We start from the raw sequence: 18,985 nt of genomic DNA, 5'->3' as shown, positions 1-18,985 counted from the left end.
GCCACACGGGCATTAGAACCTTTGGTAAAGTTTTATTAACAAAAATAATGAGTGCACTTATTCCAACCATAGAAACCCAATCGGAAGCCGAGATTATCGCTTTTCAAGAAGAAAAACTGCGAGAGCTATTGCAATATCTCAATGAAAAATCGGTTTTTTATCAAAATCTCTTCCGCAAGCACCATATCCGTATAGAGGATATCCGCACCCTTGCCGATTTACAAAAAATACCCACAACCCATAAAGACGATTTGCAACGCGAGAACGACGCTTTTCTCTGCGTACCTAAAACTGCTATTGTAGACTATGCTTCTACCTCAGGCACTATGGGAACGCCCGTTACTTTCGGTCTCACTGACAGGGATTTAGACCGTTTGGCGTACAACGAAGCTATCTCATTGGCTTGTGCAGGCATTCAAAAAGGCGATGTAGTCCAACTGATGACCACTATCGACCGCCGTTTTATGGCAGGCTTGGCTTATTTCTTAGGCATACGCAAAATGGGAGCGAGCATCATTAGGGTAGGGGCAGGAATACCTGAATTGCAATGGGATTCTATCCGATTGTACGAACCTAAATATCTTATTGCGGTTCCTTCCTTTGTGCTGAAAATGATAGAATATGCCGAAAAGAATGGTATCGACTATCGCGCTTCTTCCGTAAAGGGAGTAGTGTGTATAGGCGAGGCGTTGCGCAATCAGGATTTTAGCCCTACGCTCTTAGCGAAAAAGATTACTGAAAAATGGCAGGGATTGCAACTTTACTCCACTTATGCTTCTACCGAGATGAGCACTACTTTCACTGAGTGTGAATACCAGCACGGAGGGCATCACCATCCAGAGCTCATCATCACTGAGGTATTAGACGACGAAGGACACCCCGTACCCGATGGTGAGAGTGGAGAGCTCACGATTACCACTTTAGGAGTGGAAGGTATGCCATTGTTGCGTTTTCGCACAGGCGATATAGTAGCGATGCACAGTACCCCTTGTAAATGTGGGCGACATACGGCACGAGTGAGTCCTGTACTGGGTCGCAAACAGCAGATGATTAAATACAAAGGAACTACTCTTTACCCGCCAGCCCTAATGGATTTACTTACAGGCTTTGAGGCTATAGAGAATTACATTATAGAAATCAATACCAATGATATCCTCACCGATGAAATTCTCATCAAAATAGGGACAAAAACCCCTACCGAAGCCCTTCGTGAGCAAATAAGTCATCACTTCCGCGCCAAACTCAGGGTCGTCCCTAAGATTGAGTTCTGCGATATAGCCCTTATTGAGCAACAGCTCTATCCGTTGGGCAGTCGCAAACCGATGAAATTTGTAGATAAACGCAAACCATTAAATTAATTATATATGAAGACAAAAAATCTATTAGCAGTAGTATATTGTTACCTGTTACTTGTTATTTGTTTCTCCCATTCTTCAAAAAACTTAGGTTTATACAGCGATAAGCTATTGTCTTTTAATGAAGTAAATACCTGTACAGTTTCTCCCGTACAAACCAACTCATTGACTTCATTGTAGATAAAATACTGAAAGATGAGTTTCGCTACATTGGTAGGGATATAGTGAGTATCAATGCACAAGCGTTCGCCATAACGCACCATCTTCTTGTGTTCACATACACTCTTCACAATAGGAGTTGCATAGCCTTCGCGCTCTACATCAAGGTAAGAAATACCGTACTTTCTCCCAAACGCCTCACGTCCGTCTTCAAAATATTTGATGTAGTTGCCGTGCCACACAATACCAAGCGGATCGGTTTCGCTAAAGCGTACCGTAATAATAAGACTCTCAGATAAATTCGCAGGTTTATACGTTTCTTTTGGCTTTGTCATAATAAATAGAGATAAGAATACAACTGATGAAAAAGAGCAGTGAAGCTCCTATTTTAGGTAGCAAACTACTCGCAGAACCGCCTCTTAGCAATACCTCGTAGAAGGCTTGTAATCCCCAGTTCATAGGCGAAATATTAGAAAGCAATTGCATAATGTGGGGCATTGCAAAGGTAGGTATCCACACGCCCCCAATGGCTGCAAAAAGTACCGTGAGGGTAGCTCCCAAGGGTGCTGATTGTTCTTGTGTTTTTGTTAAAGTCCCCAAGAGTACCCCCAAGCCTATAGCCGAAAGCCCTGAGACTATGGCGACTAATAACAAGGATAAAAGTTTACCTCCCACGTCTAATATCGGTAAGCCTAAGTAAGGAAATACAAACACGCCCATTACTACCATCAAAGCGAATTGTAGTAAGCTAATCATCAGAAAAACAATGATTTTAGCAGTGAGTAATGCCCAGTAGGGTAGGGGACTCGTGAAGAGTCGGAGTCCTGTGCCTTGTGTTTTTTCCTTTACAATACTCGCCGATAGCGGTATGGTAATGAAGAAGATAGCAAAGAGAGCCCACGCGGGTACGTTGTGCTGGGTAGCGTTGGGGATAGCAGCAGTAGCCGTATTAGGATTGATTTCTCTAAAACTCACTAATGCTTCTGTTTTTGGTAAACGCACCCCTTCCTCTAACTGACTCTCAAAGGCTTTATAAATATACTGATTTTCTATTTGGTATAGCAATTTGTCAATGCCACTCTTCACACTTTCTTTAAACGAAGTCTGCAAAGTCGGGTCAAAATAAAGGCGTATTTCTTTGGTAGTATAAGCCGTTTCAGTAGGTGTTACGGTCTCGCCTGCAAAAGTGTTGATAATCGTCTCTACATTCTGTTGCACTTTATTTTGCAAGCTGGAGGAGAGTTCAGCAGGAATTACAATAGCCAGTAGGTAGTTGCCTTTCAGCACCTGCTCACGCGCCATAGCTTCGTCAATAGGTTTTCCGTCCAGCGTTTTCACCATTTCGAAAGCACTTCTTTCTAAACTCTTACTGATATTTTCGGCAATTTCACCGCCATCGTTATCCACTAACAAAACGGCTGTTTTCTGCTCACTGATATTCTTAAAAGCTCCGTCCTGCAATAGCGTAATAGTTACCACCAATAGCAAAGGCATCGCAAAGAGAATGATAAGTGCCCCCACATCGCGTAACAGCAATAAGGCTTCTTTTTTTATAGATTGAAACATAATGGTTTGAATAGGGGGCAAAGATAGTAAATAAATACCAAATGATTCCAATAATTTCAGAAAAGACTGTAAGTTCCACTAATAATTGCAATTTTAAGTAGTAATTTTTAGTAAAACTTTTATTTTTCAGAGGGTTTTGCCTCTAAGGGGCAACCCTCTGAAAAATAAAAAAAGAGAAAAAACTATAAAAGTCTTTTCTCTTTCAAAATAAATGCTTTTCTTTGTAAATGACAATGAAAGAATATAAGCATTTAAATTTGGTGCAAAGGTCGGTAATTTCTGCTTTAAAAGCAAGCGGAATCAAACAAAAAGATATTGCTCTTTATGCAGAGTGTAATCCCTCTACCGTCAGTCGAGAGCTGTCAAGAAACAAAACAAAGACAGGAAAATACAGTCCAAAAGTAGCTCAAGAAATCTCAGAAGAGCGTAAAGAACGTTTTAGGAAAGAACGTAAATTTACTAAAGAAATGAAAGTTTTTGTTATTAAGCATATCACTGAAGAACAGTGGTCTGTTGAGCAAATTGTAGGGTATTGTAAAAAAAATAGAATACCAATGGTTGGAAAAACAACTATCTATAATTTCATTCACCAAGACAAAGAAAACGGAGGCGAACTATACAAACACACTCGTCATCAGCTTAAGCATAGAAGTAGAGCATTGTACACTTGTAAAAAGAAAGTAGAAGATAAAAAGTCTATTGAAGAACGTCCTGAGGTTATAAGTCAGAAAACAGAGTTTGGACACTGGGAAATAGATTTAATTGTAGGAGCAGGAAATAAAGGAGCGATACTTACATTGGTTGAAATGACTACTAAAATGTTATTTATGAAAAAGTTAAAAGAAGGAAAGAAAGCTAAATCATTAGCAGATGAACTTATAGATATGACCTTGCCTTACAAAAACTATATAAAGACAATTACTGCTGACAATGGTAATGAATTTTCTGATTTTAAGCGAGTTGAAAAGAAATTGAACCTACAATTTTTCTTTGCTCATCCTTATAGTTCTTGGGAGCGAGGTCTTAGTGAACACACCAATGGTCTTGTACGGCAATACATACCTAAAAATACTGATTTTAAAAATATTACAGATAAAGAAATTAAAGAATATCAATATAAAATTAATAATAGACCAAGAAAAGTATTAGATTTTGAAAAACCTAAAGATTTATTCTATCAGAAAGTAATCTGAAAAATTGCACTTGATGGTGGAATGGGCGGACAATAACTGTCAATTTACGAATTTGCTAAATTGCTAATTACTTCGTACTTTTGCACCCTCAAATTTTTAAAACACAAATTATATCTATGACCGCTATTAGAAATATAGCTATTATTGCCCACGTAGACCACGGCAAAACTACCTTAGTAGACAAGATTTTACACCACTGCGCTCTCTTCCGCGAAAATCAAGATTCAGGCGAACTGATATTAGATAATAACGACCTCGAACGCGAACGAGGAATTACTATTCTCTCTAAAAACGTTTCAGTAGTTTATAAAGACATCAAAATAAACATTATCGATACACCTGGCCACGCCGACTTTGGAGGGGAAGTGGAGCGTGTACTCAATATGGCTGATGGCGTGCTCTTGCTTGTTGATGCTTTTGAAGGTCCTATGCCTCAAACGCGCTTTGTACTCCAAAAGGCTATAGAGATGAAGTTGAAACCCATTGTGGTAATCAACAAAGTTGATAAAGAAAACTGTACTCCTGATGAGGTACACGAAGCTGTATTCGATCTTATGTTTGAACTCGGTGCTGAAGATTGGCAGTTAGATTTTCCTACGGTATATGGTTCAGCTAAACAAAATTGGATGTCAGAAGATTGGCATAAGAGAACCGATAGTATTGCACCCCTACTCGATATGGTGGTAAAGTATATTCCAGCTCCTCAAATAGAAGAAGGTAGCTTGCAAATGCTTATTACTTCATTGGATTATTCTAGTTTTACAGGACGTATTGCTATTGGTCGTTTGCACCGTGGCACCCTAAAATCGGGTATGAATATTTCATTAGTAAAACGCGACGGAACAATTGTAAAATCTAAAATTAAAGAGCTACACCTCTTTGATGGTTTAGGTCGTAAGAAAGTAGAAGAAGTACAAGCAGGCGACATTTGTGCGATTGCAGGCTTAGAAGGCTTTGAAATTGGTGATACTATCGCCGATTACGAAAACCCCGAAGCACTTCCTACTATTGCTATCGATGAACCTACTATGAGTATGCTCTTCACTATCAACGATTCTCCTTTCTTTGGTAAAGACGGGAAGTTTGTAACCTCTCGCCATATCAAAGAACGTTTAGAGCGTGAATTAGAAAAAAACCTTGCTTTACGCGTAGAACCTACTGATAGTGCCGATAAGTTTATTGTTTATGGTCGTGGGGTATTGCACCTCTCTGTACTCATTGAAACAATGCGTCGTGAAGGTTATGAATTGCAAATTGGTCAGCCACAAGTTATCATCAAAGAGATTGATGGAGTGAAATGCGAGCCTATAGAAGAACTTACTATTGATTTGCCTGAGAATGTAAGTGGTAAGGCAGTAGATTTAGTTACCCTTCGCAAAGGCGAAATGCTAAGTATGGAACCTAAAGGTGAACGTATGATTATTAAGTTTATTATTCCGTCTCGCGGTATTATAGGGTTGCGAAATCAATTGCTTACAGCTACTGCTGGTGAAGCTATTATCCACCACCGTTTTTTGGAGTTCCAACCTTTCAAAGGTGAAATAGCAGGGCGTATTAATGGTTCGCTTATTTCTATGGAACAAGGCACTGCTATTCCTTATTCTCTCGACAAATTACAAGACCGAGGCAAATTCTTTATTTTCCCTGGTGAAGATATTTATACAGGACAAGTAATCGGTGAAAACTCTCGTAGTGGAGATATAGTAGTAAATGTAACGAAGACTAAAAAACTTACTAACGTACGTGCTGCGGGCTCCGATGAGAAAGTGAAGTTAGCACCACCTATTAAGTTTTCATTAGAAGAAGCCTTGGAATATATCCAAAAAGATGAGTATGTAGAAGTAACTCCTAAAAATATGCGCTTACGTAAAATCTACTTAGATGAGAATGAACGCAAACGCCACGAAAAGGAGTTTAAGTAATCTTTAATATTTAGTAAAAGAAAGCCTCAGTGTTTTTATACACTGAGGCTTTCTTTTATGAATAATAGATATATGATAAATAATAAAAAAAGTCGTCACTTCCCAGCAACGACTTTTCCTCATTAAAACAAAAAATTATGAAAAAAACTAAATTACTTCTCTTTTTCCATCTTGTCTTTCAACTCTTGTAATGCTTCAAGATCACCAAGTGTTGATTTTTCGACTGTAGATGAGCTGGTATTTACAGCAGCTTCTTTAGCTATTTTCTCTTCTTCTTCTTTGAAGATAGCAGTGTGAGAAGCTACTACACGTTTAAATTCTTTGTTAAATTCAATCACTTTGAAATCAGCAGTGTCTCCTTTGCCCAATTTCTTTCCGTCTTCTTTTTCTAAGTGACGTGAAGGAACAAACGCTAAGATATCGTCGTTGAAAGGAACAGTAGCACCTTTATCTACCATTTTAGAAATAGTACCTTTGTGAACTGTACCTACGGCAAATTCAGTTTCGTATTTGTCCCAAGGGTTAGGAGTGGTTTGCTTATGTCCTAATGACAATTTGTGTCCTTCGGCATCTAATTCAAGTACTACTACTTCAATCTTATCACCAGAGTTTACAAATTCTGATGGGTGTTTAATTTTCTTAGTCCAAGAAAGGTCGGTGATGTGAATAAGACCATCGATACCTTCTTCGAGTTCTACGAATACACCGAAATTAGTGAAATTGCGAACAGTACCTGTATGTTTAGAACCTACTGGATATTTTTCAGTGATGTTAATCCAAGGGTCTGGGGTAAGTTGTTTAATGCCCAAAGACATTTTGCGCTCGTTGCGGTCGAGAGTCAAGATAACAGCTTCTACTTCGTCGCCGAGTTTTACGAAATCTTGAGCAGAACGCAAGTGAGTACTCCAAGACATTTCAGAAACGTGGATAAGACCTTCTACACCATCAGCGATTTCTACGAAAGCACCGTAGTCGGCAATTACCACTACTTTACCTTTTACTTTATCGCCTACTTTAAGGTCATCAGCAAGAGCGTCCCAAGGGTGTTTGCTAAGCTGTTTTAAACCTAATTGGATACGTGATTTGTTGTCGTCGAAATCGAGGATAACTACGTTCAATTTTTGGTCTACTGATACCACTTCGCTTGGGTGATTGATACGAGCCCAAGAAAGGTCGGTGATGTGAATCAATCCGTCTACGCCACCAAGGTCTACAAATACACCGTAAGAAGTGATATTTTTCACAACTCCTTCGAGTACTTGTCCTTTTTCGAGTTGACTGATGATTTCTTTCTTCTGTTCTTCGATATCTGCTTCGATGAGCGCTTTGTGAGAAACCACTACGTTTTTGAACTCGTGATTTACTTTCACAATCTTGAATTCCATTGTTTTGTTTACGAATTGTTCGTAATCGCGGATAGGTTTCACATCGATTTGAGAACCAGGTAAGAATGCTTCGATGCCAAATACATCTACTATCATACCGCCTTTGGTACGGCTTTTTACAAAACCGTTTACGATTTCGCCGTTTTCGTGTGCCAAGTTAATTCTATCCCAAGCTTTAAGCGTACGTGCTTTGCGGTGTGAAAGTACTAACTGACCGTTTTTATCCTCACGGATATCGATAAGCACTTCTACTTTGTCACCTACTTTGAGGTTCGGATTGTAGCGGAACTCGTTGAGAGAGATAACGCCTTCTGATTTAGCGTTGATGTCGATAATCGCTTCTCTGTCAGTGATGCGAGTTACTACTCCTTCTACTACTTCATTGTCTTGAGTGTCAACGAAATTGTTTTTAACCAATTCTTCGAAGTTTTTCAATTGGTCTTCTTGTACGCTGTCAATACCTTCTTGGTACTTGTCCCAATCAAAGTTCTGTAAGAACTCTTCTGGATTTTGAGTGTTTTCAGCCATTTGCTGATAATAAAATTTGTATTTCCTAATTAGGAATGAGAGTATTTTAGTAGGGTTATTTCTAATAGGAAAGAATGAAACAATAATGATAAATTAATACTCTATGCCCTTAAAAAATTATGGCAAAATTACAAATAATCTTTGAACTAGCCAAATAATTTTATGATTTTTGAAGATGTTTTTTTATTTGTAACTGTGTATCTGTTTGTTTATTAGATAATTATATGGGTATTGTATTAAGTAGAAATATTACTAAGAAACAATCGATTTTACTGAAAAGTTTTTGTAATTACATCATTTGTATTTCTTTAAAGAACTGAGTAAATTCTTCTTCATATAATTTTTCATCTCTTTTTAAATCTTCTATGGCATATTGCATTTTCGAAACAAAGCCTGTACGCCTATCCATTCGGTATAATATGGAAGAGATGCCTTCAAAGGTTTGATAGCTTTCTAACCAACGTTCGGCAATGATGTATTTACTCAAAGTTTGAGCTTTATTGTTGAGCAATTGTTGATGGCGTTCTAAGGTGTCGTAGAAGTGCTGAACATATTGTTCTAAGGATTTATCAGAATATTCTTTCCAATGTTTAGCAAGACAATAATCGTAAAAAATATCTACCAGCACCCCTGCGTAATGGTTGTAAGTAGGCACCAATCGGTGTTTACTTTTCCGGAAAATGGCGTGTGCATCAGTGAAAGTATCTATTCTGCGATGTAATAAAATACCCCGTTGCATTGCTTCGGGGTATTGTAAGTATTCTTTGCCTCGTACGGTATCGGCGATAAAGTTGCCAATAGTGAGCAGTTCATCGCCTTCGCCTGAAAGGTAAATATGAGCCAAAAAGTTCATTATAAATAATCTTTTACCTTAGAAAGTGCTTCGGTAATACCACTGGGGTTTTTACCTCCTGCGGTTGCGAAGAATGGTTGACCACCTCCACCTCCGTGAATGTATTTACCTAATTCGCGTACTATTTTGCCAGCGTCTAAACCTTTGGCTTGTGCCAATTCTTTATTGATATAGCATAACAAGAGTGCTTTGCCTTCTTCGTGAGCTGATGCAAAGAATACAAAAGCATTTTTTACCTCATTACCTAACTCGAAAGCAAGGTCTTTGAGAGTTGCCACTTCTGCATCTACTTGTTTTACGAGACACTGAACACCATTTACTTCTGTAAATTCAGCTTTGATGCTTGTTTTAAGTTGTTTAGCTTGTTCTTTTCTCAACTGTTCAAGCTCTTTGTGTAAAGCTGCATTTTCTTCTTGCAAGTGCCTAATCGCTTTTACAGGGTCTTGCGCGTTTTTCAGCGTTTCTTTTATTTGTTCTACCAGCTGTTCTTGTTCTGTAAAATACTTCATAGCTCCTCCACGGGTAATCGCTTCAATACGGCGGATACCTGCTGCTACTGCACCTTCTGAGATGATTTTGAAATACCAAATATCGCCTGTGTTCTTTACGTGAGTTCCCCCACAAAGCTCTTTGCTATCACCAAACTGAATCATACGCACACGGTCTCCGTACTTTTCACCAAAGAGTGCCATAGCTCCTGATTCCACTGCTTGTTGCATAGGAATATTACGATGCTCTTGCAAAGGAATTTTCTCAAAAATACGTTTGTTTACCAATTGCTCTACCTTTTTGAGCTCTTCCTCAGTAAGTTTAGCAAAGTGTGAGAAGTCGAAGCGCAAAGTTTCAGGAGCTACACGAGAGCCCTTCTGTTCAACGTGTGTACCCAACACTTCGCGTAAAGCTTGGTGTAATAGGTGGGTAGCACTGTGGTTAGCTTCTGCCATTTCACGTGATATTGAATGTACTTCTGCTTTGAAAGGGTCGTTTAAATTAGTAGGCAGGTGTTCTGAAATGTGAATGATAAGGTTATTTTCTTTCTTGGTATCTAAAATATAGATAAGCTCACCGTTAGCACTTTGAAGAGTACCTTTATCGCCCACTTGTCCACCTCCTTCCGGATAAAAAGGAGTAGTGTTGAATACCAGCTGAAAATGAGTACCGTCTTTCTGACTTTCCACTCTGCGATATTTCACCAATCGCACCACAGCCTCTAAGGTATCATAGCCTATAAACTCCTCTTCATCGTCGTCGCGGAGTATTACCCAGTCGTCAGCTTTTATTTGAGCTGCTGCACGTGAACGCTCTTTTTGTTTTTGTAATTGTTCTTCAAAACTAGCTTCGTCCATAGTGAGCCCTTTCTCCGAAAGAATGAGCGCTGTCAAATCTTTGGGGAAGCCGTAAGTGTCGTATAATTCAAAGGCTTTACCGCCCGATAGTTGCTTTCCAGGACTGTTTTGTATCATTACATCTAGCATCAATAAACCCTGTTCAAGCGTGCGCAAGAAAGAGGCTTCTTCTTCTTTTATGACGCTCATAATCAGGAATTGCTGTTTCTCCAATTCGGGAAAAGTACCTCCCATTTGGTTAGAGAGTGTCTCTACTAATTTGTATATAAACGGTTCTTTTTGGTCTAAGAAAGTAAAACCATAGCGAATAGCACGACGCAAAATACGGCGTATCACATAACCAGCACCATTGTTAGAGGGCAACTGACCGTCGGTAATAGCAAAAGCCACAGCCCTAATATGGTCTGAAATCACACGAATCGCAATATTTACTTGTTCTTGTTCAGGAGTTACACGGTCGCCTGAGGTATATCTACTTTGGGTAATCTCTTCCACTTTGTGAATGAGTGGGGTAAACACATCGGTATCGTAATTTGATTGTTTCTTCTGCAATACCATACAGAGGCGTTCAAACCCCATACCTGTATCCACGTTGCGAGAAGGTAGTTTTTCGAGACTACCGTCGGCTTTGCGGTTGAACTCCATAAACACATTGTTCCAAATCTCAATTACCTGAGGGTGGTCGTTATTCACAAGGTCGCGACCTGGCACTTTCGCTTTCTCTTCATCTGAACGGATATCCACGTGAATTTCGGTACAAGGACCACAAGGACCTTGGTCACCCATTTCCCAAAAGTTATCTTTTTTATTTCCGAGAAGTATATGGTTTTCAGCAATCCGTTCTTTCCATATATCATAGGCTTCTTGGTCAAAAGGCACGCCGTCTTCTTCACTGCCTTCAAAAACGGTTACATAGAGGTTTTCTTTGGGAATTTTGTATATTTCGGTGAGCAATTCCCACGCCCAGCTAATGGCTTCTTTTTTGAAGTAATCACCAAACGACCAGTTGCCAAGCATCTCAAACATCGTGTGGTGATACGTGTCGCGACCTACCTCTTCCAAATCGTTGTGCTTCCCTGATACGCGCAAACACTTTTGAGTATCGGCTACCCGTTTGTATTTAGGTTTAGCATTACCAAGGAAAAACTCTTTAAATTGGTTCATACCAGCGTTGGTAAACATCAGGGTAGGGTCGTTTTTGACCACCATAGGAGCCGAGGGGACAATAGTGTGCCCTTTGCTTTCAAAGAATTTTAGGAATTGTTCTCTTATTTCTTGCGAAGTCATATATTTTTAACTAACGATTGACAGTTAATAATTAACATTTTCAGGGCGCAAAGATACGAACTAATTAGCAAATTCACAAATTTGCTAATCTGCTAATTTCTTCCTCAGCTTTAACTGAGCAATCCGCAGAATAATGATGTTTTACAAAAGAATTATCTGTGCTAAATCTGTGTAATCCGTGAAGTCTTTGCGAGACTTTCAGATAGCTTACTGACTATTTGTTTTATTTGTAAAAATTTGTAAGATTTCTGTAGCGTAAGCTACACTCTTTTCACATCAATTAATTCAACCCTTGATTGATATTAGTAACATTCTAAATTCAATTACTATTCAGTTAGTATTCAATTAATCTTTGGTCAGTCTTCATTGTAGAGCTACTGTAGAGCCACTGTAGAGCCACTGTAGAGCCACTGTAGAGCCACTGTAGAGCCACTGTAGAGCCACTGTAGAGCCACTGTAGAGCCACTGTAGAGCCACTGTAGAGCCACTGTAGACCCACTGAAAAGCCACTCATTGTTTAATTATCCTATAAGCTTTCTATAATCCTCTCCCAATTTCACTATTAATCATTAATCATTAACCACTAACCATTAATCATTAACCATTAACCATTAATCATTAACCATTAACCATTAACTACACTTCCCATTTGCTAATTTTCTAATTTTTCACCTCTCCATAGGTTCTATTTATATATGTAAATGTATAACTTTTAGTTTGTTACTACTACCTACGTACTATGTAATTTAAATTTTTGTTCTAACCATTTGGTTAATTAAAAAACTTGTTGTACCTTTGTCCCCGAAAATCAGAAGTAACGATGAAGAAGACAAAAGATATAAGCACCGAAGAACGCATCAAAGCCGCTGCCCGCAAAGTCTTTCATCAGAAAGGTTTTGCAGGTACACGCACTCGCGACATCGCCGAAGAAGCGGGTATCAACCACGCAATGCTCAACTATTATTTTCGTAGTAAAGAAAAGCTCTTTGAAATGGTAATGATGGAAACAATGGCGCAATTCTTTAAAGGAGTAAACCTTATGCTGAACGACGAAAGTACCTCTCTCGATGAGAAAATAGACCTCATCGTCTCTAACTACGTCGATTTACTCCTCAAAGAACCCGAATTACCTACCTTTATACTCAATGAGGTGCGTCCTAACCCGCAAGCGTTTGTAGAGCAAAACCCTATTAAAGAGGCACTTACTCACTCTGTGCTCACCCGTCAATATGCCGAAGCTGTAGCTCGTGGCGAAATCACAGAGCCTAACCTAATGCAAGCTATCCTAAACGTCATCGGGTTGGTGATATTTCCTTTCATTGCAAAACCTATCCTAACCTCAATTGTCAACATACCCGAAGAACAGTACAAAGCCCTAATGCTCCAGCGTAAAACCCTTATCCCCCAATGGATTAAAGCAATACTATGGAAATAATAATACGATTTCTCTTAAACAAATGTCTTTGCGGATTGTCCCCCTTCGGGGGAACGGAGACTAAATAACATTTTTTTATCTATACCCTAACCAAATGGTTAAACTAATTTATTAACACTATAATACCCCTAAAAGCCTTAATTCATCAGTCTTTTACTCTGTTTTATGGCTTGCTTGCCCCCTCTCCGAAAGAGAGGGGAACGGGGGTGAGGATTGCCACTATGAAACACCTTATTTTAACACTCACCGCATCTATAGCCCTCACTCTCACCGCGCAAGCGCAGGCTATCCTTTCTTTGGAGGACTGCTATCGTCTTACTCGTGAGAACTACCCTACCGTCAAAAAGCTCGATTTGGTAGCCAAAACCGAAGGCTATACCCTTGCCAATGCCAACCGTGCTTACCTCCCACAGGTCTCTATCCTAGGGCAAGCCACTTACCAGTCGGAGGTAACCGACCTCACTAAAACCATTGTAGGAGCACTTCCACTGCCTCCTAACGTCTCTTTGCCTACGATTGACAAAGAGCAATATAAGGTAGTAGGCGAGGTGAGCCAGCTTCTCTATGGAGGTGGTGCGATTCACAGTCAGAAGGCAGTCGCCAAAGCTCAAAGTGCCGTGCAAGCACAAGCGGTCGAAACCCAATTGTACACCCTAAAACAACGCGTGAGCAACCTATATTTTGGGGTGCTCCTCATCAATGCGCAGCTATCTCAAAACCGCCTTAATATCGAAACGCTTGAGTCACAACTCAAGAAGGCGGAAGTAGCCCTAAAAAACGGCACGATCCTCCCCAGCAATGTAGACGAGCTGAAAGCCGAAATCCTCCGCGTGACAATGCAAACCACTGAGTACGAAGCCACCCAAGCTACCTACTTGCAAATGCTGTCTACTTTTATAGGCAAAGAGCTCACCAACGCTTCCCAGCTCACACAGCCTGAGTCTCAACCCCAGTCTCAAACCCTATCCACCGAAATTTTTCGTCCTGAACTCAAAGGGTTTCAGCTACAGGAATCGTTACTTAAAGCGCAAGAAAAACAGCTTAATAGCGAATATATACCTAAGCTCAGTGCTTTTTTTCAAGGCGGTTACGGGCGTCCCACGCTTAATATGCTCAGCAACCAAGCGGATTTCTATTACATCACGGGGCTTCGTTTGCAGTGGAATTTAAGTCCACTATACAACCTTTCAAGTAAGAGACATATCCTACGCCTCAACCGCGAAAGTCTCATAGCCGATCGCCAAGCCTTCTTACTCAACACAAAACTCGAACTCACTCAGCAGTCCGAGCAACTCAAAAAGTTACAAAAGCTGATAGAACAAGATGAAGCATCGGTAACTTTGCGCCACTCTGTCGCCAAAGCAGCTGAAGTCCAGTTAGACAACGGGGTTATCACCACTCACGAATACTTGCAGAAAGTCAATGCTTGGCATCTTGCCCAGCAAACTCTTATCCTGCACCAAATACAACTCCTCCAAGCACAAGAGAACCAAAAACTAATTGTTAATGATTAGTAATAAATAGCACATCCATCATATAATTAAATAACCAATTAATAGAATAAAAACCGCCCCTTTTGCGGATTCTCCCCCTTCGGGGGCGGGGGGCTAAACATCTAAACCAATGAAAAAGATAGCACTTATTACCACATTGATAGCTTTAATAGCTTGCAATAATAAGAACAAATTCGACGCTTCTGGCAACTTCGAAGCCGACGAAGTCATTGTTTCTGCCCAACAGACGGGGCAACTCATCGACTACGATGTAGAGGAAGGCAAAACTCTTACCGAAGGTCAAAAGGTCGGTCAGATAAACGTCGCCCTCCTCAAGATACAGAAAGAGCAGGTGGAAGCCACTATTGCCTCACTCAAAGAGAAAACCCAAAACCCTGCCGACCAGGTGGCACTCATTCGTAGCCAACTCGAAGTACAGCGTGCACAACTCGCCCAACAGGAACGTGAACTCACGCGTACGCAGAACTTAGTACGTGGTGGAGCTGCCACACAAAAACAATTGGACGACCTCTCCGCCCTCATCGACCAGCTTCGCAAGCAGATAGCCGTAACCGAAAACCAACTCAAGGTGAGCCTAACCAACATCAACACCCAGAACCGCAACGTGCTCAGCCAAGAAGCCCCTCTGCAAAAGAATGCTCAGGCTGTTCAAGAGCAAATCAATCAGGGTGAAATTATCAACCCCATTGCGGGCACTGTGCTTACTAACTACGCCCTAAAAGGAGAAATGCAGACGTTTGGAAAACCACTCTATAAGATTGCTAATACTGATGTACTAACCCTCAAAGCCTACATCACCGGTGACCAACTATCCCAAATCAAGTTAGGGCAGCAAGTTACCGTGCGCACCGATGCCGGAAAAGGCGCATACCGCACCTATCAAGGCGAAATTATCTGGATATCCCAAAAGAGCGAGTTCACTCCCAAAACGATACAAACAAAATCTGAACGCGCCAACCTCGTATACGCTATCAAGATAAAGGTTAAAAACGACGGCTATCTCAAGATAGGAATGTACGGAGAAGTAGTGTTCAAAAAATAAACTGACCAAAGAAAAGTGACTATTTTCAACATCTTTCCTTATTAGTTTTAGGTATATTCCCCTACACATATGAAATATGTATGGAAAGAGAAATTGTATAGGAGAGGATAGGGAGAAAAACAAAAAATTCGTATCTTTGTCATTATAATAGCAACAAAAATATCTAATAATTTATGAACGAATTTATCAAAGCATTGCATTATGACAAAAAAGACCCACGCATACCGGAAGAATATGATTTTTTCGGTGCTTTGGTGGGCGAATGGAATATCGAATGGGTAGACCATCTGGAAGCCGACGAACCCAGACGCGTAAAAGGCGAATGGATTTTCTCTTGGGTGTTGGAAGGTACGGCGATACAAGATGTTTTTATTGTCCCCTCACGCTCGGAGCGTTTGCAAAACAAACAGCCCGATGCCGAGTACGGCACCACGCTACGTATATTCAACCCCCGAAGCTCGACGTGGGATATTTTCTACGGTTGCAGGGGCGAGGCTATCCGTCTGACAGCTCGCACTAATGAATATGGTATAAGATTCCATGACAAGGGTTTGAAAGCTACGGCAAATGGGCGTTATTTATTTGAAACTTTTCCAGCTTCACGTAATAGTCTTGCTATTAAGCCCGAATGGAATAACATGACAGATATAAAACAATGGCAAATAAAAAAAGGAACATTACTTTTTGAAGGCGTTGCTGCTCCTCAAGGGAACTTAAGCGGAGGGCAAATTCAAAAATTTGTGGTAGATGACCCTGTAACCAGTTTAATTTAATTCATATGGAAAGTTTTGCTAATAATTTAATTTGTTTAATATCAGAGTTGAAGGCAGAACTTCAGAAGAAAGATAGTTACTTTCCTGCCCATCAACTGGAGAAAGCAATTTATATCTTTTCTATCATACGTGATAATATTTCATCTAAATCATTTGGTGATAATTTATCCAATGATTTAGATAAGATTATGCGCTGGTCAATAGATTCTTGGCCTTGGGATAACTTAATTACCAAAAAAACATGGTCTATCATTGAAGAATACAACAAGATAAAAAAGACATTACCTATAAAATAATATATTTACTTATCCGATAAAGTTTTATATAGACTATATCAAAAAGTTATCAACAGGTCTTTTGCTTGTTTTCCCTTTTTTCTTCTGATGGTTTTAAGGGATTGAGGTATGCTTCGTTTTTCATGTATATTTGTCCGTTTTTCTCTTTCTTTTTTAGTCTGATTATTGGGGCTTTCTTTATCCAGTTCATTTAAAGGGAGAACAGGTATGGAGTGATTGAACAACTCTGGTCGGAATTCTATACCCCGATATAAGTTCCAAAATAAAACAAATGATTTTAGAAATTAAATTAGTAACAATTATAAAAAAAATATGATACGTAATTATTTTTACCTTGTAGTGGGAGTATTTTGCTTACTCTCTGCCGTTACTCACGAGATAAACGGCTTTGCAACTGTTTTCCCTGCCTTGTCAAACACAAATATTGATGCTGAAAGTAGGGTAACATTCAATTATCTTTGGCATATCATAGCCGCCGAAAACGTAGTAATGGGTATCGCTTTAGTGTTAATGGCACTGCGCAAGAACGACAACGCAGGCAAGTATATTGCTCAGTTTGTAATGGCTTTATTAGCAGTACGTTGGGCAAGTATTGCATTTAGTACCCTAACAAGCGATGGAGGTAACCTTACCAAAATACTTCCTGAAAGTGTTATAATGTGGCTACTTATATTCCTATTGTGGTTAGGTGCAAGAAAAAAAGAACAATAAAAAGAGATTTATATATGAACCCCCCCGCTGGCGCGAGCCTGTGGCTCGTGTGTCTATCAAAAATAGAGCTTGTAGCTCACATTCTTAGCACATTTTTTGTAGCTTACTAACAAATACAACCCTATGTTAAAGAAATACGACAAAGTAATAGCAACGATTTTCGTCCTGCTTACCATAGTTTTTATAGTAGTCTTTCTCACTAATGACTCCTTTTTTGAGTGGACTTTTGCGCGACATCACAATATATTGAGCTGGTATGTGCGCCCACTCTTTATCGTGCCTATGGTGTATTTTGCTTTGAGAAAATCGTATGCAGGAGTGTCATTGAGTATCTTTTGCCTATTTACTAGTATGTTTTGGTTCACCACTCCACAACAAACCGACCTTAAGGTGCTCGGCTTCTTAGCCTACGAAATGGACTATCTCAAAGGCATGTGGGACACAAAAAAGATACTTTTCTCACTAAGTGTACCGCTCTTTTTCTATCTGCTGATAGTCTCAGCGTGGAAGAGAAAATGGCGCTTATTGCTCTACACCGTAGTGTTAGCAGCGCTTTTAAAACTATTATGGAGCGTGGTGAGCAGTGGAGCAAGCGGTTGGTCAGTAGCCAAACCCGCTCTTGTAGGACTGGTAATATGCGTAGTATTTATTTTGATAACAAGAAGAAAAGACAAAAAATAAAAGGAAAATCAGTGTCCATTTGCCTTTGAAAAGAGGTTAATCACCACCACCCCAGCGATGATAAGCAGGGAACCCAATACAAAAGGCAAGTCTATTTTGTTCTTAAAAACAAGAATACTCACGATAGCTGTCAGTACAATCCCCACCCCCGACCAGATAGCATAGGCTACCCCCAGCGGAATATTCTTGAGGGCTAAGGATAAAAAATAAAAACAAACACCATAAGACAACAGCGAGCCTAGCGCAAACAACCACTTGGTAAACCCTTCTGATTTACCTAAAAGAGCAGTGGCTAAGACCTCTAAAACAATCGCTAAAGTGAGGTATAGGTAATGCATATAAGTATAGTATCTAAATTCGTGGCAAAAATATAACAATTTTACTGAAAATGAAATTAAAACTCATAGAACACATAAAGCTCACTAAAGAGCTCGTAGACCGAGAACACTTTTTCTCTGTGGGCTATTGCGAAGCAATCGAAACCCATTTGATGAAAGTACTTGTAAGTTGGGTAGCAGGCTATGAACGCTATTACCGCATAAGTGTCGAAGATTACGCATCGTTCGAAGAAGACCGTCCTGTATTCTACGAATTGTACAAAAACGAGCTCGGAGAGGATAACGAATGCTTTACTCAGAAGTTTATGGGGGCGCAAGCTCTACGCGATTATGACGGTCGTAAGAACTTTCAGACGTGTTATCCCTCAAAGAAAATGAACCCTTTTGGGCATTATGCCTATTGCAACGGAGTACTATATGCTCAAATCCTCTGGAACAAAGGCACTGTATATGTACCCCCTTATCAGAAAGTAAAAAACCTTAACGGCGATTGGGACTATCCCTTGCGAAAAGATTGTTATATAGAAAAAGACCCCGAAGGCAGAGACCTCTGCTTTTGCCTTGATACAGAAAACGAAAAATAACCTCATAATTAGTAAAT

At 39.9% G+C, this 18,985-nt stretch carries 18 protein-coding genes; 11 read left to right on the top strand and 7 right to left on the bottom strand.

Going from position 1 to position 18,985, the window contains the following annotated elements; genetic code table 11:
* Positions 1-47: 47 nt before the first annotated feature.
* Positions 48-1,358: a phenylacetate--CoA ligase family protein gene (locus tag HW278_RS01780; RefSeq protein ID WP_178976753.1), complete on the top strand. Its 1,311-nt coding sequence runs from the start codon at positions 48-50 to the stop codon at positions 1,356-1,358.
* A 41-nt stretch (positions 1,359-1,399) separates the two neighbouring features.
* Here the strand turns inward: HW278_RS01780 and HW278_RS01775 are convergent, their stop codons facing one another.
* On the bottom strand, positions 1,400-1,849 hold the full coding sequence (locus tag HW278_RS01775; protein ID WP_111972634.1) for an acyl-CoA thioesterase: 450 nt from the start codon (positions 1,847-1,849) through the stop codon (positions 1,400-1,402).
* The gene (locus HW278_RS01770) at positions 1,824-3,080 is read right to left on the bottom strand and encodes an ABC transporter permease (protein ID WP_178976752.1); all 1,257 of its coding nucleotides are present in this window, start codon (positions 3,078-3,080) and stop codon (positions 1,824-1,826) included. Before HW278_RS01770 ends, HW278_RS01775 begins: the two co-directional genes overlap by 26 nt.
* Positions 3,081-3,313: 233 nt before the next feature.
* On the opposite strand from HW278_RS01770, the gene HW278_RS01765 reads away from it, so the two are divergent.
* Both HW278_RS01765 and typA read left to right on the top strand, forming a co-directional pair.
* Positions 3,314-4,273, top strand: coding sequence for an IS30 family transposase (locus tag HW278_RS01765; RefSeq protein ID WP_255493530.1), 960 nt, complete (start codon positions 3,314-3,316; stop codon positions 4,271-4,273).
* 116 nt (positions 4,274-4,389) lie between these two features.
* Positions 4,390-6,195, top strand: a complete 1,806-nt coding sequence (gene typA / locus HW278_RS01760) for a translational GTPase TypA (protein ID WP_002672940.1) — start codon at positions 4,390-4,392, stop codon at positions 6,193-6,195.
* Positions 6,196-6,347: 152 nt separating this feature from the next.
* Here the strand turns inward: typA and rpsA are convergent, their stop codons facing one another.
* The 4 genes from rpsA to HW278_RS01740 form a co-directional block, all read right to left on the bottom strand.
* Positions 6,348-8,108, bottom strand: a complete 1,761-nt coding sequence (rpsA, locus tag HW278_RS01755; RefSeq protein WP_002672939.1) for a 30S ribosomal protein S1 — start codon at positions 8,106-8,108, stop codon at positions 6,348-6,350.
* A 289-nt stretch (positions 8,109-8,397) separates the two neighbouring features.
* Positions 8,398-8,961 (bottom strand): ACP phosphodiesterase, encoded by a 564-nt coding sequence (locus HW278_RS01750; RefSeq protein WP_178976750.1) that lies wholly within the window; start codon positions 8,959-8,961, stop codon positions 8,398-8,400.
* Positions 8,961-11,594, bottom strand: a complete 2,634-nt coding sequence (gene alaS / locus HW278_RS01745) for an alanine--tRNA ligase (protein WP_178976749.1) — start codon at positions 11,592-11,594, stop codon at positions 8,961-8,963. The genes HW278_RS01750 and alaS overlap by 1 nt, the downstream gene beginning before the upstream one ends.
* Positions 11,595-11,928: 334 nt before the next feature.
* Entirely contained in the window at positions 11,929-12,108 is a 180-nt protein-coding gene (locus HW278_RS01740) for a hypothetical protein (protein WP_178976748.1), read from the bottom strand.
* A gap of 306 nt (positions 12,109-12,414) precedes the next feature.
* Here HW278_RS01740 and HW278_RS01735 point away from each other — a divergent pair, with 306 nt between their 5' ends.
* The 7 genes from HW278_RS01735 (at position 12,415) to HW278_RS01705 (ending at position 18,046) form a co-directional block, all read left to right on the top strand.
* On the top strand, positions 12,415-13,029 hold the full coding sequence (locus tag HW278_RS01735; RefSeq protein ID WP_009744555.1) for a TetR/AcrR family transcriptional regulator: 615 nt from the start codon (positions 12,415-12,417) through the stop codon (positions 13,027-13,029).
* 221 nt (positions 13,030-13,250) lie between these two features.
* Complete coding sequence (locus tag HW278_RS01730) at positions 13,251-14,543, top strand: TolC family protein (protein ID WP_178976747.1); 1,293 nt, start codon at positions 13,251-13,253, stop codon at positions 14,541-14,543.
* A 109-nt stretch (positions 14,544-14,652) separates the two neighbouring features.
* Positions 14,653-15,585: an HlyD family secretion protein gene (locus tag HW278_RS01725; RefSeq protein ID WP_178976746.1), complete on the top strand. Its 933-nt coding sequence runs from the start codon at positions 14,653-14,655 to the stop codon at positions 15,583-15,585.
* Positions 15,586-15,758: 173 nt separating this feature from the next.
* Entirely contained in the window at positions 15,759-16,358 is a 600-nt protein-coding gene (locus HW278_RS01720; RefSeq protein ID WP_002672919.1) for a hypothetical protein, read from the top strand.
* Between the two features lie 5 nt (positions 16,359-16,363).
* On the top strand, positions 16,364-16,654 hold the full coding sequence (locus HW278_RS01715; protein ID WP_002672917.1) for a hypothetical protein: 291 nt from the start codon (positions 16,364-16,366) through the stop codon (positions 16,652-16,654).
* A 312-nt stretch (positions 16,655-16,966) separates the two neighbouring features.
* The gene (locus HW278_RS01710) at positions 16,967-17,365 is read left to right on the top strand and encodes a hypothetical protein (protein WP_048747098.1); all 399 of its coding nucleotides are present in this window, start codon (positions 16,967-16,969) and stop codon (positions 17,363-17,365) included.
* A 123-nt stretch (positions 17,366-17,488) separates the two neighbouring features.
* Positions 17,489-18,046 (top strand): hypothetical protein, encoded by a 558-nt coding sequence (locus HW278_RS01705; RefSeq protein ID WP_178976745.1) that lies wholly within the window; start codon positions 17,489-17,491, stop codon positions 18,044-18,046.
* An 8-nt stretch (positions 18,047-18,054) separates the two neighbouring features.
* On the opposite strand, the gene HW278_RS01700 is transcribed toward HW278_RS01705, so the two are convergent.
* A complete protein-coding gene (locus tag HW278_RS01700) occupies positions 18,055-18,384 on the bottom strand; it encodes a DMT family transporter (protein WP_178976744.1) in 330 nt (109 codons plus the stop codon).
* A 50-nt stretch (positions 18,385-18,434) separates the two neighbouring features.
* On the opposite strand from HW278_RS01700, the gene HW278_RS01695 reads away from it, so the two are divergent.
* On the top strand, positions 18,435-18,968 hold the full coding sequence (locus HW278_RS01695) for a hypothetical protein (RefSeq protein WP_178976743.1): 534 nt from the start codon (positions 18,435-18,437) through the stop codon (positions 18,966-18,968).
* Positions 18,969-18,985 lie beyond the last annotated feature (17 nt).

The sequence above is a fragment of the Capnocytophaga sp. oral taxon 902 genome, from assembly GCF_013394735.1.
Taxonomy (GTDB): Bacteria; Bacteroidota; Bacteroidia; order Flavobacteriales; family Flavobacteriaceae; genus Capnocytophaga; species Capnocytophaga ochracea.
Note: the sequence above shows the minus strand (reverse complement) of the source record. Positions and strands in the feature narration are given on the sequence as shown.